Source organism: Cyclobacterium amurskyense, from assembly GCF_001050135.1.
Taxonomy (GTDB): domain Bacteria; phylum Bacteroidota; class Bacteroidia; order Cytophagales; family Cyclobacteriaceae; genus Cyclobacterium; species Cyclobacterium amurskyense.
In genome coordinates this window covers 6,023,040-6,044,823 of record NZ_CP012040.1, presented here as the reverse complement: position 1 = coordinate 6,044,823, position 21,784 = coordinate 6,023,040, and the positions used below count along the sequence as shown (strand labels likewise).

Here is a 21,784-nt window from a genome sequence, read left to right as displayed (position 1 = left end):
TGAAAACAGCAACGAAGTGGCTGATTTTAAAGCGATTTCAGCACGTAATAGAATGTCTATTGCATATTTCGGGTTTAATTATAATTGAGAAATATTGATTTTATTTAATTCCAACCACCACCTAATGCTTTGTAAATGTTCACTTTGGCATTCATCTGGCTCATTTTTATCTCTATAAGCTCCATTCTGGATTCTAGAGCTTCCCTTTGGGTAAGCAAAACTTCCATATAGTCGGCTCTAGCTGATCGAAACAAGCTATTTGAAATGGTAATGGACTGATTGAGCAAATCCACTTCTTTGGCTTTGGTTTCATAGCTTTTACTTGTATTGGCTATTTGAGAAAGCTGGTTTGCTACTTCTATATAAGCCTGTAATATGGTTTGCTCATAACCATATACAGCCTGTAACTGCTTTGCATTGGCACTATTATAAGTGGCTTTAATGGCGTTTTTATTCACTAATGGCGCCATTAATTCTCCCCCTAAGTTGTATAATATGGATTGAGGGTTGACGAGATATTTGGGGTTGAATGACCCAAACCCTACACCAGCTTCAATACTGAAAGAAGGATAAAAATTGGCACGGGCAATAGCCACATCAAGTTTGGCTGCAGCTAAAGTAAGCTCAGCTTGTTTTATATCCGGTCTGTTTTTCAACAATTGGGATGGTATTCCAGAATGAATTTCATTGACTGTAATTTCATTGAAACCTGATGAGCTTCTTTCAATGGGCTGAGGAAAACGACCAACTAGGAAGTTTATCCTGTTCTCAGTTTCTACAATCTGTTGTTTTATATTGTACTGTAAATTCTCTGTGTTGAGGACCTGAGCTGCAAAACGATTTACAGCCAATTGCGTTTCCTGAGCAGCCTGCTTTTGTTGCTCTATTATGTGCAAGGCATTCTTCTGAATGGCTATGTTTTTTTGAACAATCTCCAATAGGTTGTCCAGTGCCATAAGTTCATAATAAGAACTTGAAATTTCAGCAATCAAGTTAGTAACCATGAAATTTTTGCCTTCAATACTTGACAAATACCTTGTTACAGCGGCCTTCTTTCCATTGCGAAGTTTTTTCCAAACATCCAGTTCCCAGGAAGCAAATGCTCCAAACATAAAGTCAGGTAAGGGTTCAGGAATGGCCTTTCCTTCTCTGATGTTTAAGCTTTCATCCACAGCCCCATGTCGGGTGTATTTTCCGTCCTTCTCCAGACCAGCACCAGCACCTAGATTTACAAAAGGGAGGTACTCCCCTTTTCTGGCCAAGATCTCATTGTTGTCTACAGCGATCTCTTGAAGCAGAATGTTCAGCTCCTGGTTGTTGGCCAGCGCTGTATCTATTAAATGTATTAAGTGTGTGTCAGAAAAGAAGGTTTTCCAATTCGTGGAAGCACTATTGGTAGTGTCTTTGGAATCGTTGAAACTAACTGGAACCGACTTGTTTTCATTGATCGTAGTCACCTGCGGTGTTTTACATCCCCAAATAAGGAGCATGGAAAATAATAGGCTTGTCGTATTTAATATGAATTTATTTGCCATCTTTCAGTTCTTTTTTCGACAATAATTTCTTTAGTTTCTTAAGTAAGCTCGCATCGGATTGACTTCTAATGTAGTCCTCACTTAGCGGAGTTTCGTCTTCGTCTTTAATGAGTTTTCTACCATCTGCCATACTACCGAATATATAGTAGAGTCCCGGTACGATTATCACACCAAACAAAGTTCCGAATAACATTCCTCCCATGGCTGAAGTGCCTATGGTTCTGTTACCTATCGCGCCAGCTCCTGTAGCTATCACCAAAGGAATAAGTCCTGCAATAAAAGCAAATGAAGTCATCAAAATAGGACGGAACCTAACCTTTGCACCTATGATTGCAGCTTCGAGAATAGTTGATCCCTGCTGGTGTTTCTGAATGGCAAACTCCACAATCAACACTGCATTTTTCCCCAAAAGTCCAACCAACATGATCAAACCAATTTGCGCATAAATATCATTGGCAAGCCCCATGAATTTTAGCATCAGAAAAGATCCGAATACACCTATTGGTAAGGAAAGAATAACTGCTAGAGGGATTATAAAACTTTCATATTGAGCAGCCAATACCAAATAAACGAAAATCAATACCACAACAAAGATGTAAATGGCCTCATTTCCTCGTCTTGATTCATCGTAGGAAAGTCCTTCCCAAGCAATGTCATAACCATTAGGAAGGGTTGCAGCTGCTACCTCCTGTATGGCATTAATGGCATCACCACTGGTATAGCCTGGAGCAGGTACCCCTTTAATAGAGGAGGAAGTGTAAAGGTTGAACCTTGTGATTTCATTTGGTCCTTGTTTTTTCTCCATTTTCATAAAAGCAGAGTAAGGGACCATTTCTCCTTCTTCGTTTTTGATAAATAGGTTCATAATGTCTGAAGGAAGTTTTCGGTATTCCGGAGCAGCCTGTGTATAGACTTTAAAGAAATTCCCAAATCTAATGAAGCCTTGCTCATAGGTACTACCGATCAGTACATCGAGGTTTTCCATGGCTTTGCCTATAGAAACTCCCTTTTGCATAGCAAGTTTATTGTCAATGGTCAACTCAAATTGTGGGTAGTTGGCAGCAAAGAAAGTAAACAGGCCACTTAATTCTGGCCGCTTATTCAGTGCTTCCATAAAATCATGGTTTACCTGATCAAATTCCTGATAATCTACGGTACTGTTTTTGTCCAACATCCTAAGAGAAAAACCATCAGATGCGCCATATCCTGGTACTGCTGGTGGTTCGAAGTATTCGATTACAGCTCCTAAATCTTTGGTTTCTTCTTCTAGCTCCTCAATGATTTCTTTAACAGAATGATGTCGATCTTGCCAGTTTTTGAGGTTAATGAGGCAAGTGCCTGCATTTGACCCCCTACCTTCCGTAAGAATTTCATACCCTGCCAGAGAAGAAACAGATTGGATACCATCGATTTCTTCAGCAATTTCCTGAAGTTTTCTTGATACCTCATTGGTTAACTCCAAAGTAGATCCTGGAGGAGTTTGTATAATCGCATAGATCATTCCCTGATCTTCATTAGGGATAAATCCTGTAGGTAGTTTTTCGTTTACGGCAAAAATACCAAAACCAAAAGCGATAAGAATACCATAGGTGATCACCTTTCGGTTTACAATAAGCTTAAGGAGCCCTTCATATTTGTCAGTGATTTTCTCAAATTTTCTATTGAACCAATCCAGGAAAAGATCAATTGGAGATTTTCTTTTAGGTTTTCCATGATTGTTTTTGAGAATCATCGCACACAATACTGGGGTAAGTGTAAGTGCTACTAAACCTGATAGGACAATTGCACTGGCCATGGTAATGGAAAATTGGCGGTAAAAAACACCAACCGGACCTGTCATAAAAGCTACTGGTATAAATACCGCAGTCATAACCAAGGTAATTGCTATAATGGCACCACTAATTTCACCAAGTACTTTCTTAACAGCCTTAAATGGGCTTAAATTTTCTTCTTCCATTTTGGCATGGACAGCTTCCACTACCACAATTGCATCATCCACCACAATACCAATTGCCAGAACCAGGGCAAATAGTGTGATCATATTGATCGTCAAACCAAACATCTGCATAAATACAAAGGCACCTATCAAAGAAACAGGGACAGCAATGGCTGGAATAATAGTGGACCTTAAATCACCAAGGAAAAGAAATACCACTAAAGCAACGAGAATAAACGCCTCAACTAAGGTATGCAATACCTTGTCAATAGAAGCATCAACAAAAGTAGAAACATCGTAATTTATCTCATACGACATGCCCGGAGGAAAGTCCTTCTCAAGTTCTTTTAGTTTTAATTTTACCTCATCTATAACTTTACTGGCATTGCTACCAAAGTTTTGCTTCAATACCATTGAGGCGGCAGGATAGCCATCTTTATTGGAATAAATATCAAAAAATTCACTACCAAGTTCTACCTCAGCAATATCCTTAAGCATCAATATTTCACCTTCAGGGTTAGCCTTTATAATAATGTCTTCGTACTCTTCGGGGAGATTAAACCTACCCTTATAAGTCAATACATATTCAATAGATTGGGCCGATTTTCCTGAACTTTGTCCTAGTCTACCTGGTCTTCCGATTACACTTTGCTCATCAATGGCTTCTAGGACTTCCTCTGTGGAAATATTATAGGCCCTCATTCTATCTGGTTTTAACCAAACCCGCATTGCGTATTGGCGGCTACCAAGTATGATGGCCCTACCCATTCCGTTTATCCTTTGAAGCTCCGGTAGAATGTTGACATTGGCATAGTTGTATAGAAACTTCTCATCAGCTTTTTTATCTGTACTGAAAAGGTTAACGTACATCAACATACTGGGTTGGATAGGTGTAATGATTACACCCTCCCTTTGCACCAGAGGCGGGAGGTTGTTCATGACCTGATCCACCCGGGTCTTTACGTTGACTACTGCCGCATTGGGGTCTGTGCCAGGTTCAAATATTATCTGGATAGTGGCCTCTCCAGCACTTGTCGCATCAGAGATGATATACTGCATCCCTTTCACACCATTAATGGCTCTTTCTAGTGGGATCAATGTAGACTTAACCAATACATCTGCACTAGATCCTGGATAGGCTATAAATATATTTACTCGGGGAGGGGCTATTTCTGGAAATTGAGAAATAGGTCTTGTCGCTATAGCTAATATTCCGAGGAATATGATGGCCAGGGAGATAGCTATCGCTAACACCGGCCGTTGTATAAACTTGCTAAACATGTATAAAGTAATTTATAGGTTAAATTTACTCTGCATGAAGCAGGTTTAAATCTGATAAAATTGCTCTTTGGTCAAGAAATTCATATTTGATCTCTTGGTTATTTTTAACCTTTCTCAAACCTTCAATAAGAATTTTATCATCTGGATTCAGACCTTCACTTACCATAAATAAATGAGGGATTTCGTGCGCAATGGTTATTTCTTTTGATCGCAAAGTGTTGCTATCATCGACTATATAGACAAACTTTTTATCTAGAATTTCAAAAGTGGCTTTTTGAGGAATGATCAAGACGTCTTTAAAAGAAATCGGCATCATAATATTACCTGTTTCACCATGTCTTAACAATCCATCCTCATTAGGGAAAGTTGCTCTAAATGCAATATTTCCTGTTTCATTGTTGAAATCTGCCTCAATGGTCTCAATAATTCCCTTATTGTTAAAGTTCTTGTTATTGGCCATTTTGAATTGCACTTCAGGCATGTTTTCTAAACCTGTTGTAGACGCATAATCTAAATATTGAGATTCAGGAACATTGAAATAAATCCACATCTTACTGTTGTCAGAAAGTGTAGCCAATAACTCACCTTCGTCCAAGAGACTTCCTAACCTAACATGGAATCGTCCCATGATACCATCAAATGGAGCTCGGATTTCCGTAAATCCCAAGTGTGCCTTGGCAAGATTTAACTCGGCCGTTGCTTTGGCCAATTTGGCTCGAGACATGGCCAATTCGTTTGAAGAAACGATATTGCTGTCTGCTAGGCTTTGTGTATTGTTGAATTCAATTTCAGCAAAATCTGCTTCAGCTTCTGCTCTTTGTTTTTCGGCTTCATAAATAAGTGGCATTATTTGAAACATAAGCTGCCCTTTTTTAATAAACTGTCCCTCATCTACAAATACTTTCTGTAAATATCCCCTTTCAAGCGCCCTGAGTTCAATGTGTTGGATGGAGTGAACCTGGCTTACGTATTCCTGAAATACTACAGTATCCATTTTTATTGGACTCGTGGCACGAAAGGTAGACTCAAAATGCTCCGCTTTTTCTTTATGCTGACACGCCGTATTGCCTAGTATCCCTACCAAACAGATGAGAATTAATATCCTCTTCATAATGATTCTGATTTTTTTTATTATAAAAATTGAATTAAATGACCCATTAGTAGATGAAAACCTACTTCAAATCATGGGAATTGATTAAATCATTGGAGTGCATCCAATGATGTTTTGGGATGTAAAAAAAGTTATACGAGAAAACTCTTCCAGGAGTGGTGGAGAATAACGAGTGAAATCCTAGTTCTATTATGAATTGAAAGGTTCAATTGGGAAAACAAAGATTTCCCTAAATTGTAACCAGCTTTTGAAAAAAAGGCAGTGTTTACACAAAAATTCTCACTGTCTTCATCTAGTGTTTTATTGGACTCATTTTCACTTTCATTTTCCTGTTCTTCTGGAGAATCACCCTCAGATGGTGAATGCAAAAAATAGTGAATGTCGCTTAGATTGTCATTGGCTGAAAGAAAAGTAGCCTTTTGATTATAGCTTTCTGAAGGTTTGTCTGATTCATGAGATCCCAAAAGGATAGGGCCAAGAAATAGCATCAAAAAGCATGACACTAAGGATGCCCCAACCAAAATTGGGTGCTGTATAGAATCCTTTATAAAACGTCTTTTCCTTTTCATTTAGATCAACAAACCTATAAAAATATTTTAATTGTTTTAATTTTTTAACATTTTTTTTATGAATTAGATATTTAATAGTTAGGAGATAATGGTCAATAAAACTGTCTTTTTAAAGATAGTATAGGATAAAACATTTATTTAACAACAGGTGTTTTTAGCAAGTTGAATTATTTTAAAAATGACATTTATACAATTTTAAAATACTGATAATCAGAGTTTTATTTTTATTTTTTTGATCTTTTCCGGAAAGAGATTTAGACTTTAAGGAATATTAAACCATATTTTATGGGCTAAATATTCTGAAGAAATTGAGTTGAAAATTAATCGAAAAAAAAACATACATATTTGCCATACTTCTAAATATTTTGTCTTTTACTGAATAATCAGCAAGCCAATGTCAGTAGAATTGTATATTGATGAAGTTATTCGGTGAATTGGTAACTAAGTTAAAAACTATAAAAAAATGAAAAATAATGAGCCATCTCTGAAATTGAATAGATATATTTGAAAAACATTCAATCTACCCAAGCGGCATAGGAGTGGAACTAAAAGCACTCAATAATCTCATAAGATGAAACCACGACTGTAAAGGGTGCAATTGGTCTTTTGTGAATTATTCAATAATGCCCTGCCCCTGAATTGGCAGGATCAATCTATATATTGATTGTCTTTAGATGTAATTAACATGGTAGCTCCCTTAACAATTTCTACTACTAATCGATCAAATTTACCAATTACTTCTCCGTCTAATTGTAATAATCTAGGGTGGTCAAATTTTAAAATTGCCTTTTCTGTACTTATTGCAGTGATGTTTTCTTTCATATAAAAGACATCATTAAACTTGGAAAGTCCTGCATTAATTAAAAATTGAGTGTTTAAATTCTTGACTAAGACTATCTCAAATTTTCCATCCATAGGATTACCATTAATATTTAAGGGTATACCTGTTCCATATTTTCTGGAATTACATATACCTACCATCACGGCCTTTTCAATTGTATTTTCATTGTTTGCCTCTACTTGAATTTCGAAAGGATCGATTTTCATCAACTCATCTAAAAAGTATTTGGCATAGGTGGTCATCCCTCTATTGGAATCCTTTTCATAGGAAGCCACGATCTCTGCATTAATCCCTACATCCCCAATGTGGAGAGAATAATACTTGTCATTAATCTTTAACATATCCAGGCTTTTGATCATAGAGGACATGATCAGGTCCTTTAAAGCCTCAATTGGATTTGAATTAACACCCAGTTCAACTGCCATACCGTTAGCTGAACCTAGGGGGATAATGCCCATTGGGATTTTTTCTTCCATCAAAGCAATAGCCGAAAACAAGGTCGTACCATCCCCGCCAACAGATGCGACTCGGTCAGGTACAAATTTCTGAATAATATCATTTACTTTTTCCTCATCATCCTTTCCCGTAGTTTTAAAAAATCGGTTCTCTATTCCATATTTAAGACATAGTTCTTTTGCGTTTTTTATAAATGGCTCTTTGTCGACGTCGCCAGAAATTGGGTTTACAATAAAAAGTAATTTCATGTGCTTTATATTTTACTTTTTGGAAGGTTGAAATTCAATTTTGTTATTTTCAGTACTCTTCAACGTCATACAATCTATTTCATTATTGGTTTAACCCGAAATATGCAATAGACAATCTATTACGTGCTGAAATCGCTTTAAAATCAGCCACTTCGTTGCTGCTTTCAATTTCACCATAGCGGTGCTATGCTAAAATCTCCAAACACGACCGAATTTCTTGCGATTGCAACACTTCCCGTAAACACGGGACAGGCTTCACCCCTGACATTGTCAGGGCGGAGAAATCCTATTACATAATCCGGGTTTAAAAATATATTGATAATATGCTTTATAGACATTTGGACTTAGGTTAAATGAAATATAGAACGGCTTGCATTATAGCGAAAATTACGAAAGGTGAGGGGTTTATGTTATTTCAATTGACAATTTTTTTACCTTTAAAAATACTACTCCATTGACCAATTTTTTTTGCTATTGCATTGGAAGGGGCTAAGTCTGATGGTCTTGTGCTACAATTCCAGAGTATGGAAAGAGGAATAGTTATAAGATGATCTGGTAGTCGTTTAATTATTATAAAAAAGAAAGAATCTACACTTTCGGATCCTTTGAAGGAGTTTAAGCAGAAAATACTATTGGGATACTTAGGGCTGAAATTTGTCAGGAACAGGCCATTATATATCAGCCTTACTTTCGTGGGGCTATTTCACAGCTGTCAACCCTAAAGCCATTGACGCTAATGAGTTGATCAAGCCGAAAATTTTCACCGCTTTCAAGTACTATAAATTCTTCACTGTTTTTTGTGAAAAGATCTATAATTCGAGAAGACTTAGCGACTATTTTAAGGTCTTTATTGAAGAATGTTAAGGCCACAATTTCCTTCTTAGTGGCCCAATCTTGCAAACGATCAAAAAACAGGCAACTAATTGGAACATAATTTTGATTTCCTTTCATATACTTTTCAACAAGAAGAAGGGAGATTTAATTCATAAGATTGAAGGGATTGTAATAATAATAGAGATCAGCACTTATTTAAACATACTTACAATAGTTTTTCCTGCTTTTTCATCTTCTTGGTTTATTTTATACCTATCCTTTTGTAAGGGAAAACATTTTAATTCACATAAAAGTACCGAATCCTACATGCTTTACGATTTTGATCTTCATTTATACTATTGGGGACCTTTATTTCTAGTAAGTGGGAGGTATTTTGCAATCCACTGCCTAAGGTAAAATACCAGGGCAGATGGAGTTGGTCACTCCATTTGGTTTTTAAATCCAATTGGCGCCATTCTCCTTTGTCGATTCTAAAGCTAATATTTGCTGCATCATGGCCGGCTGCAACAGCGATACCTACAGCATTACCTTTGAATTTAAATTTTAGGGATTTGGCTCCTGCTTTTCCAATTAGCATAGGTTTATTGACAAAATCAGGCCTTGTTTTTTTATTGTCCACAGGCTTCCAATTTGGATCAATATGCCAACCTTTTGCAAGTTTTGCTTCTTCTATACTTATAAGTGAACCTTTATCATAGGAGTAAATATCCATTCTGTTTACCTCCGGATAACTGGTAACCTTGTTTGAAGAACCCTCCCTATTGTCATAGGTCTTTTTAAGAAAGGAAATGATGGATAGGGCGTAAATTCCCTGCCCAAATGGAGAAGGATGGAGGTTTTTGAAATCATCTTCCCAAGTAAATTCTTCTGCATTGATTCTATCTGTGACTTCCTTTGCAAGGTTGATTGTAGGAATACCATAATGGTCTGCTACAGCCTGGTGATTCTTGATTACATCAGGTACAATCCCTTGATTGTAGGAAACCATTTTTTTAGGGTCTACAAAATGCATGATGACGATATCCATTTCCGGGTTTACTTTCCTTGCATGCCTGATGATGCCCTCCATTGCTCGAACTTGTTCAATGGAAGACCTTCCATTACCTGAGTCGTTAACAGCGGCCTCTAGAAATAAAAGATCAATATTGCCTTTATCCAATACATCTTTCTCTAACCTGAAGGCGGATGGAGTACTTCCCATAGAGGGAATGCCAGCATTGATAAAGTCAATTTCAGTATTTACAAAGCGATGCTGCAAGTAATTGCTGACACTGTCTCTCCAGCCAGGGTTGTGCGTAATTGATCCACCTAAAAAAGTTACCCTGCCAGTTTTATTATGGGAAAATTTTATCAAAGAATTTTTTATGCCCCCATTATTCTGATGATATTTTTCTGAAGCTAATCGTTGTGCTTGTATGGAATGGTATTTTATAAAATCGGCTACCAATCGAGGTGTCTGAATAGGGAAGTGGTGGCCTTTTAGGCTTTGTTCTCCATCTACTGAAGTCACTACCGTGGCAATTCCTCCTGATTTAATGTAATTTTGAATCATAGGAAGGGTGTTTTCATCAACAGGTACTACCTGATCATTCAGCCCTATCATGTGCAATATGGGTACCCTATGTGTTGGTAGGTCTTTCAGGTTATCTATAGGGTTGTCTTTATATGCCTTCGCCTCTTCATCAGATGAAAAATGGTAGACTTCTTTTAATTTTTCCCAATCTTTTGGTGAACCCTCACTATCTCCAAAGCCACCTGGCCAGCTTTTAAAATCCAGTACGGGTGCTTCAGCATAAATACATGCAACCTTATCAGGATGTTCTTTTGCCCAATTGTAAATAAAAAGACCTCCTCTACTAACCCCCATTAATGACACTTTGTATTGAAGCTCTATTTCTTCAATCAAGTACTGGTGAAAATCATCCCAGATCTTTACGGCAGTAGGACTGCCAAATAAATTGTCGGTGTTGATATAAGCCAGGTGAAATCCTTCGGCCACCAAAATACTATCTGCTTCAGTGTGCCAGCCGGGGAATCTTGCCCGCCATATCCATGGGTTTCCTTGAATGGCCTCCTTAGGCAGGATCAGTCTGGCTTGCCTCCCTTGAAAGCTGAAATCATATCGTTCAAAACCTTTCCATTCAGATTGCTCAGCATTGGCAATAAAGTTGTCGGAAAGCTGCGATTGAGGATAAGCATGTAAGATGAGGAAATAGAAGGCAAGGAGGGTGAGAGAAAAGTAAACTTTCAACATTTATATAAGGGTTATCATTAAAGTATTATTTGGTTATCAATAAAATGGGCCTTTGGTAAGCCAACTTAAGTATGGTATTTTTTTGTTAAAGAGTATATGCATCATTCATAAGCCCTGATTTCGAAAATCCTGGCGTGATCTAAACCTTGAGTGGCCAATACGGTGATCTTTATACTATCTATCGCTTTTCCATTTAAGGTGTGTCGGCGAAGCCTATGATAGTTATTTACTTCTGATAAAGATTCCTTTAGCTGTTCGTTTAAATAAGTGTCAATTTTATAATCTTTTACTGTTTCTGGTTGAGGGCTGCCCCAGTGCATTTTTTTGGTGTATTCATCCGCTAGGCTGAAAGTGAGCACCCTATGTGCACCGGTGTCAAAGATGATCTGCAATTGTCGAATGTTTTTTGGGCTATCCCAGTGTAGTTCTATGGTGGCCGGGAGTCCAGCCTCGGGATCACTCATCCATCGGTGGGTACCTGGTTTTGTCAACTCGGACCGTACCCCCTTTTCTCCATGGACACTTCTGTTCTGTCCACTTATTATATTTACAGCCAGTCCTTCTTTCTGTTCTGAATTGGCTTTAATTCCTGCTGTTTTGACCAAGTCACTTTTTTCTTGGTTTATAATGCCTGGAACAAATGCATCATCTTTTAAAAGCTGTTGTTGAATTCTATTAAGTAATTCTTTATTAGGCACAATGTCCATTGGAACAACGTCCTGCTTTACGGCCAAAGCTGCAGCAGTACCAACAGCTTGTCCCACAACGGCACAAGTAGCCATGACCCTAGTCGAAGCGAAGGCCACATGGCTTGCTGAAATGTTTCTTCCCGCAAACATTAGATTGGAAATGGTGTTGCTAATGGTAGTTCTAAGCGGTATTTGGTAAAGTTTTGGGACCTGATGGTGGATGCAGGGTGATTCGTTGATGGCATCCACACCTTGGGGGGGATGAATGTCGATGTGCCAGCCCCCATAGGCGATAGCATCATCAAAGGTTTCGGCCTCTTGTATATCTTTTTGGGTTAAGGTGTATTGTCCTATAAATCTTCTACTTTCTCTTTTTCCAGGTAAGAAACCACACCATTCTAAAGCCCAATTGTCTGCACCGTGGTCACCTCCATTTTTCACATGATCCCAGACTCCAAGTAAAATAGCTAGCAATTCATCTCTGATGAGCTCATTGTCTTTAATGGTGTCCAATGTTCCGCCCCATTCCAGCCACCAATAGCCATATTCTAATCCCAGATCCATGTCCATGGCTGGTGTGGCATGCGGCCTGAGTACAAGGTCTTCTTCAGAAACTTTTCTAGCCCATGAAGGTGGAGTGAAAGGCATTGGTTGATCGTGCTTTTTGGCCTGAAACATCAATGAGGAACCCAACCTTAATTTATCGCTTTTATCTTGAGCAAGGCTTTCTCCAAAGGTAGATTTTGCTTCTCTGCCCTCAAAATACGGTGCAGCAGAGGTAGCCCCGATTGTGCCATCTCCTGTACAATCAACAAATACTTTTGCTTCAATTTCGAATTCGTCCTCAGTAGACTCCCTTCTTGCAAAAGCCTTTTTAATGGTTTGGTCTTGCACCTCAGTTGAATATACCCTAGTGTTGAGCATCAATTCAATATTAGGTTCATTTCGGCATTTGTCATATAATATTAAGTCAAATACAGAGGGAGACCTTTGGGGGTTATTTACACAGGCCTCAAGTCGAATTTCTTCAATAATCCCAGACTCTCTTGCTTCAACGGATAGATTTTCTCCACGTTTTCCACTACAATCAGCGCCTACAATGTGCATGCGTACTTCACTGGATGCGTTGCCGCCTAATACAGATCTGTCCTGACAGAGAATAACTTTTGCCCCATTTCTAGCAGCGGCTAAAGCCGCAGGAATTCCTCCAGGACCTCCACCTGCTATTAAAATATCGCATTTAAGTAGTTTCATATTTTTAGTTTACTTCATTATTCATTTCAAAGATAGTTTATATGGGGCATATAGGGAGGTTCTATTTAAAAATACTAAGGCAATTAATGGATTAAGTTTTTTTGGCTTTCTAGACAAATAATACTGCATAAATTCTTAAAAACCAATAAAAAAAATCAGTAAAGCGAGTTTATGGACTTGCTCATTAATTAAATCCAGATTATGAAATAGGGTCTCCGCCTTGACAGAAGTCAGGGGTAAAGCCAGTATCGTATATACGGGGAGTGTTGCAATCACAAGAAAATCAGGCTGTTTGAAGATTTGGTATTTTGAAGTGATTTCAGCACGTAATAGATTGTCTATTGTGGGTTAAAGGTATAACATAGGGCTGGTTCTCCGTAAATCAAGACCGATTTCATTTTTAATAATAAACTATGGTACATGGTTTGTGGTATACTAACCTGTAGCAATGGAGATTATTTGCGAAACCATAATAAAGTCCCTTTAAGCTGATTTAATGGGTAAAGAGCTACATTTTACAATATTGATTGAAACCTTTGCAAGGAAACCTATGGAGTAATCTAGGGTTGGTTTCTCTTTTTATTTAAAAGATAGGGAGTGGTTTTGGATTGAAGCAATATTAGAATTTATTGAGTCCATTAACCAGGGTTTTATTTGATAATTTTAACTTTTATATCAATTGATATACTTAATAGTTTGTAAATAACTTAAAATCAACACTATGCTACGATGGACAATCATTTTCATTATTATCGCAGTTATTGCTGCTATTTTCGGGTTTGGTGGAGTTGCTGAGGGAGCAGCTTCTATCGCTAAGGTGATCTTCTTTATTTTCGTTGTATTGTTCCTTATTTCCTTGATTTTCGGCAGAAAGGGGATTTAGTATTTTAAGATCTAATTTGAATTTAAATCAATTAAACTAAAACAGAAATTATGAAACGTTATATTAATATTTTCCTAATCGCATTAATGACAACCTCATTCCTATCACTTACAAGTTGTAGAGACAAAAATGAAAGTGCAAGTGATAAAGTTGAAGAAGCAGTTGAAGATACAGGTGATGCTATCGAAGAGGGTGTGGAAGAGGTTGAAGATGAGATAGATGATGCTACCGATGACAATTAATTTTAAAACTAATTAATTCTATTTTAGAAAGCGGATTTTCTTACACAGAAAATCCGCTTTTTTATGCTTCGATTTTTTACTGATTAATGAAATATATTGGAGGTTTAAGCCTTCATGATCAGCTATTTTGATTGAAATCCTTGGTAAGTAATAGGTATTAAAGTTTTTACCTTAAGGTTACCCAAAATGAATATCACACGGGAATATTAAAAATTCACACTCTTATTATAGAATTTGTGATTATCTTGCTTTAAATTCTGAGGAAAATCTTTAATTGGCCCCTTTTTTTAGTGAAAATTTACCTGAGATATAATTATAAAGTTATCTGCGAAACTGTCGTGAAAGAACAACTGGAAAAACTTCAAATCCCATTCTCTTTAAAGGATTTGGGAGAAATAGATGTTTTGGAGAAGTTGCCGGTTGAGACGAGAGAGGCACTGTATATTGCCTTAAAACAATATGGTGTTACAATTTTGAACGATGAAAAGGAAACACTTGTAGATCGGATTAAAAATACTATTGATGAAATGTTGAATGATGAGAATGCCCGAATTTTGAAGGTGTCAAGTTATTTGTCAGATAAGCTTAACTATACTTATTCTTATCTGTCCTCTGTTTTTTCAGAGAATACCTATTCATCCATAGAAAATTTTGTGATCTTAAGAAAAGTGGATATTGTGAAGGAGTTGCTGTGTGATGAGGAATTGACCCTAACTGAAATTGCTTATCGTTTAAATTACAGTAGTGTATCTCATTTGTCAGGGCAATTTAAAAAAACAACAGGGCTTACACCCAGCAGTTTTCAACGGATAATGAAACGAAAAAAAGCGAATTCACAACAAAGTGTTAATTTTTAATCCCTTTAAATGGAAACCAATTTTCTGAATGTTGCTCTTGCTGATGACGATGAAGATGATAGAATGCTTTTTGAAGAAGCAATCAAACAACTTGCTATTAAAACCCAACTTGCCATATTTAAGGATGGTCAAGAATTAATGGACTTTCTCTTTCATCCAGGCATAGTGCAACCTAATTTGATCTTTTTGGATCTAAATATGCCAATTAAGAACGGGATGCAGTGTTTGCAGGAAATTCGTCAAAATAACGTTTTAAAAGATCTCATCATTGCAATTTATTCTACTTCTTCATCTGAACAGGATATTGAGGAAACTTTTGTTAATGGTGCTAATATTTATATAAATAAACCAGCAAGCTTTGGTAAGCTTAAAGAGGTGATTGAGAAAGTGTTGCAAATAAACTGGCAATACCACACTTCAAACATGAATAGAAACACTTTTATGTTCCGGTTTTAACCTGAGTGAAATACTTTTAAAATATAAAGTTTAGCGAAAATCTTTTGAAAAATTAAGGATGGGCTGTAATAGGAGCAAAGACCATCATTCAAAAAATGTCCTCAATTTATTTTTTTTCAAGCTCTCAAAATAAGATTTTTTAACATTTTACTGATGTTACTTTTCCCTCTTTCCAAAAGTAGGTTTGTTAATTCTTTTAGGATTGTAGTTAAAATCTTTCTTTAACCCGAAATATGCAATAGACATTCTATTACGTGCTGAAATCGCTTTAAAATTAGCCACTTCGTTGCTGTTTTCAATTTCACCATAGCGGTGCTATGCTAAAATCTCCAAACAACCTGATTGTCTTGCGATTGCAACACTTCCCGTAATCACGGGACAGGCTTCACCCTTGACAATTGTCAGGACGGAGACCAAACTATTTATAAAACCTGGTATGTATTGTATAATAAGTTGTGCTTTAGCTGTTTATGTAAATTGTTTTAGAAGAATATTGAATAACAATTGTAAATATTTCGCAATTTTTAAGATGAAACGTAAAATTTTGTAACGTAAACCCAAAGTTCTGTAACTTAAGTTGAGTGCCTATAGGTGATATTTGTAAAAGATCTAAGATGATATTTTTTATCTGCGGTCTAATTTGTTTTAAAAGATGGATATTTCAATTACTGCAAGTTTTGATTTTCAGTTTTTTAGAAATGTCAATATTTTATTTTGAATTGGTGCATTGCTTTTTGAAATGAGGATCAATTTATTAATGTTTAACCCTATTTGTAACAACATGACTACGATATCACTTACATCCACGACCATTAAAAACATGTTTGATGAGTTAAATCAAAATTTCAATGGAAATCTTAGCATTGGGGTCAAAGAGCATGTTTTAGATATTGACAATGAATTTGGCAAGGGGCGAATCAGAGGTATTACCTTCAAGAGTGGTATATCGCTACTGGAATTTGATGTAAAATTTTTGCAAGATTTTACCCTACTTGCAGGAACATCAAAAAATCCACCAATTTGTTTTGCCTATTGTTTGAAAGGGAAAGTTTCTCATAGTTTTGGTAGCCAACAAGCCAAAAACACATTGGAAAATTTCCAGACGGGTATTTTAACAAATAGGGCATTTGAAGAAAATCGCCTGTATTTTGAGAAAGATGAACACGTTAAGATCTCTCTTATTGTGGTGAAAACTTCATCAAATCAAAACATCCTGAAGCAACATAATCTAAATTACAGAATTCAGAAATCATTCATAAATGGTGATCGACCAAAAAATTCCATTTATGTGGGTTCGTACAATTTAAAAATAGCCGATAAGATTCAACAGCTAGAGGCAATTCAGCAAAGAGGCATTGTTAGGAGTCTTATGATCGAAGGATTGGTACACATGATTCTTGCTCATGAAATCCAACAACATTCAGATGACCTTAAGAACAGATCTTTTAACAGGGGCAATTTGAACTCAAAAGAAATGGATATTATCCGTAAAATTTCAATAGATATTCAAAATTCTCCTGAGGCACAGCATTGTATTTCAACACTAAGCCGTCTTTCTGGATTAGCACCGGGTAAGTTACAAGAAGGTTTCAAATTAATGCATGGAACTACTGTAAGTGATTATATCCGCGCAGTAAGGGTAGAGAAGGCTGAAGAACTAATAAAGACTTCAGATTTAAATATTTCTGAAGTGGTATACAGTGTTGGTTTTACTAGCAGAAGCTATTTTTCAAAGATATTCAGGCAAAAGTACAACTGTAGTCCAAAAGAATATAAAGTTCATCAACAATTGATGAGTTTATCAGCATAGAAGATTAACCTTAATTTTGTAATAGGCATCGATGTTTGTTTTCAAGAAAATTTTGGACATGACTTTATAAGCAAGCAATCTTTCTATTGCAATTATAGGATATAGCATAAATAAACCAACTATTTTAATTACCACAACCAACCTAAAGCCGTCTATTGAATAGACGGCTTTTTATAGCTAATTATATGGTGATTAGTTCAAGCGTTAGTGATTGATTAAGCTGACCTGGAAAAAAATAGGAGGAGTGATTCGATTGTGGTGTCTATTTAATATTGAGAATGAATTTGAAAGAGACAGATATCGCGCTAACTGATTCGAGTGAGAAAATTAACTTAAAAATTTTTCACCAGCTATTGACAGATAAGCTCGTTTTATACGCTAAAGCCAAAGAGGCTGCTCCCAAGCTATTATCCAAAGATGATGGAGGCCACTGTTTTTTCAAGCAATATTTTTCATTATTAAATGATGTTTTGACCATTGTAAATGGTCAAATAAGAAAGATCAACTTTAACTATCAAGGGAGTCTTACACAGGGGCTTAAAAGCTCAATTTTAAATGCATTTGATTCTAGCATTAATAGATCAGAATGTTTAATTAGAGGCTTGTTACGAGATCATAACATGATAATTAAATTCATCCGAAAAAACTTAAAACACAATTCTTTCCACCTTAATTCTAATGATTCTTTGGACGCAATAGCTGAAATTCTACAGTTACATATTGAAATGACTTGGATGTTAAGGGATCAGTTAATAAAAATCATCTATTTTAAATAAAATTTAAATTGGCATTTTTGAAATTAAAGTGATTAGGTCTTATTGCTTTTCAATATTCCAGGAGATTTTGCTTTTATTAGCAGCTTCTAAAGCTTCTTTAAGTTCATTTTGGTCATTAAATTTTGTTTGTTTTAAAATAATCTCTTCAATTGAAATTTCAAATTTGTTTTGTTCAAAACACCATGGTTCGACAGTTACAATACCATTGTCTTTTTGATGAAGGAAATAGGTCTTATTATCTATTGACGTATTAATTTCAATTTTTCTTCCGGCATCTGGAATTTCATTTTTGCACAATATCAAAGACAAGCGATCACAGAAAAGTAAAACCTGATAGATTGAGTAAGCTTCGGTCTTAGAGGTGTTATGTTCCTTTAAAATTTTATTTCGAAGTTGCTCCTGATTTTTTAAAAAGTCTTTTAGGCCTTTGCTCTGATCTTTCACACTTCTATACAAATATTCAATGTGGAAAGACACGAGTAAAGTCGTCCATGATGATTTGCTGTTTGCATGGCTCATTATTCGTTTCAACCTTTTTAATATCATTGACGAATTTTGCTTGTCTTCAGTAAAGTCCTTGGGCATACCAATGTCAGACAAGTAATTGTTGTCCTTAAAGTTAAGTTGTAAATCATCGTGTTCTACGATAGCTATTAAAGTTTCAAGCCAAAGTTTTGGTCTGTATTTCCTTTTTAATTGCTGAGCAATTTTACCGGCCAACAAGCCATGGGCTGCTTGGTATATGATGTGATGTCCTTGTGGTGATTTTTTGACTATCATATATTTTGATTTTTTTCCTAGACTTTCAATTTTCTAACTGCTAGGTTATGACTGGTTTGAATAGGCAAGTGCTGTGCCAAATGCTTAAATAAATCCATAAAAATAGGGCTTAACTGTCCTATTTGGTCTTATTTTTGAAGATTAGCTTTTTATCTAGATTTTGCAAAGGAATTTTCTTTACAACTTTATTCCACTTTGAAAAAGATCTTCGAAGTAAAAGGTTACTTTGTAATGCCAAATTTAAGATAAGACATGAAGACAATAAATAATAGTTTACTTGTTTTGGCTGATGATGATCCAGACGATTGTGAGCTCTTTCAGGAATCAATAACAGCGCTAAATGTTAATGTTAAGACAATTATTTTCGAGGGAGGAGTCCAATTAATGGATTACCTTAAGGATGAAAATGCAGAATTGCCAGACATTCTGTTTTTGGATCTCAATATGCCTTTAAAGAATGGGTTTGAGTGTTTGAAAGAAATCCGAACTAATGTTCGGTTGAAGGATATTTGTGTAATTATTTTTTCAACCTCTTTCAATCCTGCAGATGTAAATAAATCCTATCAACTTGGTGCAAATGCCTATATTCAAAAGCCATTTAGTCACGAAGAAATGAAAAAGATTCTTAAAAATACATTGGATACTGACTGGAATGATCCCTGTTCAGCCCTTGATAGCCATAATTTTGTGATTCAGGCATAATCTTAGTTTGGATCTAACATTAATGATTATTTAGTAGTACTGACCATAGGCAAATGTGATTTAGTTGATAAAAGTGATCTCGTTTGCTTTAATTTCACTTTGAATAAAAGCCTTTTCACAGCTTTTATTCAAAGTGAAATTTATTTTATCTGAATTGATGTTTTTGTGATAGGATATTAAAAATCATCACTGGTTTCTAGTAATTATTAATGCAGCATATTCAGCAATAGAAAAGGTTAAGGTATGTGCTTGGTTGTCATAATTACAATTTTCTAAAACCTTTAAGGCAGTAATCTCGGTATTAAAGTCATTTTCATCGTATCCCGAAAAGCTACTGTTAAAATTGGTCTCCCAGTTAGTTCCCATAGGAACACCTATTTCATATTCATTAAACCTTCTATTCGAAAAATTTAAAATAACTAAAACAGGATTTTCAGGATAAAGGTCATGGGTTCTTAGAAAGGCGAGCATTTTATTTTCCTGATTAAAATGAATGATTTCCAAGCCTTGACCTTGCAATCCTTGCAGGTGATCGTCTTGGCTTAATCGCCTTTTGATTAAGTCTTGGTATAATTTACCAATGCCCTCAAAATGGGAAGCTTTCTCCCAGTCCAAGCCTTGATTGTCATCGAAATACCCATCTTCTAAAAATTCTTGACCTTGAAATAGCATTGGAATTCCAGGAGATGTAAAAATTAATGTTGCACCAAGAATCGAGCGTTTTTTCGCGAATTCTCCATTAGCTTCTCCTGGTTGAATTTCTTCTGGAACTCTTGAATTCCCATTGGCCACTTCGTCATGTGATTCTGTATAAATGATTCTTTCAAAAACATCCTCGTTGTATTTAAAAGTCAAAGCATTGACCACCTCTTGCAAATTGCGGTGGTTATCTTCCCCTATAATTAAAATGTTCCTTACTTTATGAACGAAATGAGAATCCCATTGAGCATGGAAATTTAGACCGCCGTAAATTGAATCTTGTGTAACTATGGTATCGGCATTCAAATCTTCAGCGATTAATATTTTTTCTGGGTATTTTGTGCGAATCTCACCGTTAATATCCTGAATCATCTTTTTGGCTTCCAGAATTTCATTCCTTTCAAAACCAGTACCTCCTTCGACAAAACGTAGGTAGGAAGTAGCATCCCATCGCAAGCCATCGCAACGATAATCCTCTAACCACATCAGAGCATTGTCTCTAATATACTGTCGAACTTCTGCACGTCCAAAATCTGGTCTTGTATGTCCCCAAGGGGTTTCTGCCCGATAGTCATTATAGAAGTAGATGCCCCCATTTTCATTTTCACCCCATCCATCAAATTGCCATAAATCTGATTCAGTTGATCCAAAGTGGTTATAAACCACATCCATAATTACGGCCATTCCGTATTTGTGGGCAGCATCTACGAAAGAAGCGAAATCCTCTGGAGATCCGTAATCTGTTTCTATAGCAAAAGGAGCTGAAGGGTTATAACCCCAAGATATTCCACCGGCAAACTCTGCTATGGGCATGATTTCAATGGCATTGATTCCCAATTCTTTGAGATAAGGTAGTTTTTCAATAGCACTGATAAATGTTCCCATTCCCTGTTCTCCTGAATTGGTTTTCGGATGGAAAGTACCAATATGCATTTCATAAATAACCAACTGATTGAGGCTTGGTACCTTAAAATTGTCATTGTTCCAATCAAATGCTCTCTTTGCAATCACGGAGTTGCCACTGCTATGTGTCATTTGCCTTGCATAAGGATCATTTTTCAGCATATTATTTCCGTTTGACTGAAGTGAAAATTTATATTCCGCCCCGATTTTAGCGGAAGGAATATGCAAAGACCAATATCCGTTGTTTTCTGAGTTCATACGGTCCTTAATTTCATCCCAATTATTAAAATCACCTACCACAGCGACATTTTCAACATTTGGAGCCCAAACACGGAATGTGGTTCCTTTGCTTTGAGATGGTATTGCACCCATCCCATCAAGCAAAATTTCATCTTTTTTTATAGTAGCTACTTCCATTGTTTTCAATGTTTTTTGCGTAAAATAAATGCTAATTTTATTTAGGAATAGCTTCAAAAAAATATATTATTAGCTCTAAAATTTATATTTTATTGCAATGGCCGGTGTCTATTTTTTTTCATTTTAATACTGATAAATTCTTGGCTGTTAAGGTCAACGGTATTTTAAAATCATTCAATTAAGTTCTCTTTCATATCGAGGTGAAATTTTTAAACCTGGATTATGTAATAGGATTTTTTCGCCTGTCCCGT

The 21,784-nt window shown here is 36.1% G+C and carries 18 protein-coding genes; 7 read left to right on the top strand and 11 right to left on the bottom strand.

Annotated elements, in window-relative coordinates:
* Positions 1 to 104: 104 nt before the first annotated feature.
* The 9 genes from CA2015_RS23965 to CA2015_RS23930 form a co-directional block, all read right to left on the bottom strand.
* Positions 105 to 1,535 (bottom strand): TolC family protein, encoded by a 1,431-nt coding sequence (locus tag CA2015_RS23965; protein ID WP_048644184.1) that lies wholly within the window; start codon positions 1,533 to 1,535, stop codon positions 105 to 107.
* Positions 1,525 to 4,752, bottom strand: coding sequence for an efflux RND transporter permease subunit (locus tag CA2015_RS23960; RefSeq protein WP_048644183.1), 3,228 nt, complete (start codon positions 4,750 to 4,752; stop codon positions 1,525 to 1,527). The genes CA2015_RS23965 and CA2015_RS23960 overlap by 11 nt, the downstream gene beginning before the upstream one ends.
* A 25-nt stretch (positions 4,753 to 4,777) precedes the next feature.
* Positions 4,778 to 5,863 carry an efflux RND transporter periplasmic adaptor subunit gene (locus CA2015_RS23955; protein WP_048644182.1) on the bottom strand — a complete coding sequence of 362 codons (1,086 nt, stop codon included), beginning with the start codon at positions 5,861 to 5,863 and terminating at the stop codon, positions 4,778 to 4,780.
* 131 nt (positions 5,864 to 5,994) lie between these two features.
* Complete coding sequence (locus CA2015_RS23950) at positions 5,995 to 6,432, bottom strand: hypothetical protein (RefSeq protein ID WP_048644181.1); 438 nt, start codon at positions 6,430 to 6,432, stop codon at positions 5,995 to 5,997.
* A gap of 648 nt (positions 6,433 to 7,080) precedes the next feature.
* Positions 7,081 to 7,977, bottom strand: coding sequence for a diacylglycerol/lipid kinase family protein (locus CA2015_RS23945; protein ID WP_048644180.1), 897 nt, complete (start codon positions 7,975 to 7,977; stop codon positions 7,081 to 7,083).
* A gap of 170 nt (positions 7,978 to 8,147) precedes the next feature.
* On the bottom strand, positions 8,148 to 8,315 hold the full coding sequence (locus CA2015_RS24955; RefSeq protein ID WP_157470587.1) for a hypothetical protein: 168 nt from the start codon (positions 8,313 to 8,315) through the stop codon (positions 8,148 to 8,150).
* A 346-nt stretch (positions 8,316 to 8,661) separates the two neighbouring features.
* Positions 8,662 to 8,928 (bottom strand): hypothetical protein, encoded by a 267-nt coding sequence (locus tag CA2015_RS23940; protein ID WP_048644179.1) that lies wholly within the window; start codon positions 8,926 to 8,928, stop codon positions 8,662 to 8,664.
* 160 nt (positions 8,929 to 9,088) lie between these two features.
* Positions 9,089 to 11,065 (bottom strand): SGNH/GDSL hydrolase family protein, encoded by a 1,977-nt coding sequence (locus CA2015_RS23935; RefSeq protein ID WP_048644178.1) that lies wholly within the window; start codon positions 11,063 to 11,065, stop codon positions 9,089 to 9,091.
* A 101-nt stretch (positions 11,066 to 11,166) separates the two neighbouring features.
* Entirely contained in the window at positions 11,167 to 13,008 is a 1,842-nt protein-coding gene (locus CA2015_RS23930) for an FAD-dependent oxidoreductase (protein WP_048644177.1), read from the bottom strand.
* Positions 13,009 to 13,729: 721 nt separating this feature from the next.
* On the opposite strand from CA2015_RS23930, the gene CA2015_RS24720 reads away from it, so the two are divergent.
* The 6 genes from CA2015_RS24720 to CA2015_RS23900 all read left to right on the top strand — a co-directional run bounded on the left by CA2015_RS24720 (position 13,730) and on the right by CA2015_RS23900 (position 18,032).
* Positions 13,730 to 13,891, top strand: a complete 162-nt coding sequence (locus CA2015_RS24720; protein ID WP_048644176.1) for a DUF1328 domain-containing protein — start codon at positions 13,730 to 13,732, stop codon at positions 13,889 to 13,891.
* Between the two features lie 86 nt (positions 13,892 to 13,977).
* Positions 13,978 to 14,133, top strand: coding sequence for a hypothetical protein (locus CA2015_RS23920; protein ID WP_240477886.1), 156 nt, complete (start codon positions 13,978 to 13,980; stop codon positions 14,131 to 14,133).
* 338 nt (positions 14,134 to 14,471) lie between these two features.
* Positions 14,472 to 14,990 (top strand): helix-turn-helix domain-containing protein, encoded by a 519-nt coding sequence (locus CA2015_RS23915; RefSeq protein ID WP_240477885.1) that lies wholly within the window; start codon positions 14,472 to 14,474, stop codon positions 14,988 to 14,990.
* A gap of 9 nt (positions 14,991 to 14,999) precedes the next feature.
* Positions 15,000 to 15,446 carry a response regulator gene (locus CA2015_RS23910; protein ID WP_048644173.1) on the top strand — a complete coding sequence of 149 codons (447 nt, stop codon included), beginning with the start codon at positions 15,000 to 15,002 and terminating at the stop codon, positions 15,444 to 15,446.
* Positions 15,447 to 16,227: 781 nt separating this feature from the next.
* Positions 16,228 to 17,256, top strand: coding sequence for a helix-turn-helix domain-containing protein (locus CA2015_RS23905; protein WP_048644172.1), 1,029 nt, complete (start codon positions 16,228 to 16,230; stop codon positions 17,254 to 17,256).
* Positions 17,257 to 17,540: 284 nt separating this feature from the next.
* Positions 17,541 to 18,032 (top strand): hypothetical protein, encoded by a 492-nt coding sequence (locus tag CA2015_RS23900; RefSeq protein ID WP_157470586.1) that lies wholly within the window; start codon positions 17,541 to 17,543, stop codon positions 18,030 to 18,032.
* Between the two features lie 39 nt (positions 18,033 to 18,071).
* On the opposite strand, the gene CA2015_RS23895 is transcribed toward CA2015_RS23900, so the two are convergent.
* The gene (locus CA2015_RS23895; protein ID WP_053086746.1) at positions 18,072 to 18,812 is read right to left on the bottom strand and encodes a DUF3891 family protein; all 741 of its coding nucleotides are present in this window, start codon (positions 18,810 to 18,812) and stop codon (positions 18,072 to 18,074) included.
* A gap of 252 nt (positions 18,813 to 19,064) precedes the next feature.
* On the opposite strand from CA2015_RS23895, the gene CA2015_RS23890 reads away from it, so the two are divergent.
* A complete protein-coding gene (locus CA2015_RS23890) occupies positions 19,065 to 19,514 on the top strand; it encodes a response regulator (protein ID WP_048644170.1) in 450 nt (149 codons plus the stop codon).
* Between the two features lie 186 nt (positions 19,515 to 19,700).
* Here CA2015_RS23890 and CA2015_RS23885 read toward each other — a convergent pair whose 3' ends face one another.
* The gene (locus CA2015_RS23885) at positions 19,701 to 21,533 is read right to left on the bottom strand and encodes an alpha-amylase family glycosyl hydrolase (RefSeq protein ID WP_048644169.1); all 1,833 of its coding nucleotides are present in this window, start codon (positions 21,531 to 21,533) and stop codon (positions 19,701 to 19,703) included.
* Between the last annotated feature and the right edge of the window lie 251 nt (positions 21,534 to 21,784).

Bases quoted from the DNA above. Each gene is read 5' to 3' on its own strand.
- CA2015_RS23965 (WP_048644184.1), bottom strand. From the start codon at position 1,535: ATGGCAAATAAATTCATATTAAATACGACAAGCCTATTATTTTCCATG.
- CA2015_RS23960 (WP_048644183.1), bottom strand. From the start codon at position 4,752: ATGTTTAGCAAGTTTATACAACGGCCGGTGTTAGCGATAGCTATCTCC.
- CA2015_RS23955 (WP_048644182.1), bottom strand. From the start codon at position 5,863: ATGAAGAGGATATTAATTCTCATCTGTTTGGTAGGGATACTAGGCAAT.
- CA2015_RS23950 (WP_048644181.1), bottom strand. From the start codon at position 6,432: ATGAAAAGGAAAAGACGTTTTATAAAGGATTCTATACAGCACCCAATT.
- CA2015_RS23945 (WP_048644180.1), bottom strand. From the start codon at position 7,977: ATGAAATTACTTTTTATTGTAAACCCAATTTCTGGCGACGTCGACAAA.
- CA2015_RS24955 (WP_157470587.1), bottom strand. From the start codon at position 8,315: ATGTCTATAAAGCATATTATCAATATATTTTTAAACCCGGATTATGTA.
- CA2015_RS23940 (WP_048644179.1), bottom strand. From the start codon at position 8,928: ATGAAAGGAAATCAAAATTATGTTCCAATTAGTTGCCTGTTTTTTGAT.
- CA2015_RS23935 (WP_048644178.1), bottom strand. From the start codon at position 11,065: ATGTTGAAAGTTTACTTTTCTCTCACCCTCCTTGCCTTCTATTTCCTC.
- CA2015_RS23930 (WP_048644177.1), bottom strand. From the start codon at position 13,008: ATGAAACTACTTAAATGCGATATTTTAATAGCAGGTGGAGGTCCTGGA.
- CA2015_RS24720 (WP_048644176.1), top strand. From the start codon at position 13,730: ATGCTACGATGGACAATCATTTTCATTATTATCGCAGTTATTGCTGCT.
- CA2015_RS23920 (WP_240477886.1), top strand. From the start codon at position 13,978: ATGACAACCTCATTCCTATCACTTACAAGTTGTAGAGACAAAAATGAA.
- CA2015_RS23910 (WP_048644173.1), top strand. From the start codon at position 15,000: ATGGAAACCAATTTTCTGAATGTTGCTCTTGCTGATGACGATGAAGAT.
- CA2015_RS23905 (WP_048644172.1), top strand. From the start codon at position 16,228: ATGACTACGATATCACTTACATCCACGACCATTAAAAACATGTTTGAT.
- CA2015_RS23895 (WP_053086746.1), bottom strand. From the start codon at position 18,812: ATGATAGTCAAAAAATCACCACAAGGACATCACATCATATACCAAGCA.
- CA2015_RS23890 (WP_048644170.1), top strand. From the start codon at position 19,065: ATGAAGACAATAAATAATAGTTTACTTGTTTTGGCTGATGATGATCCA.
- CA2015_RS23885 (WP_048644169.1), bottom strand. From the start codon at position 21,533: ATGGAAGTAGCTACTATAAAAAAAGATGAAATTTTGCTTGATGGGATG.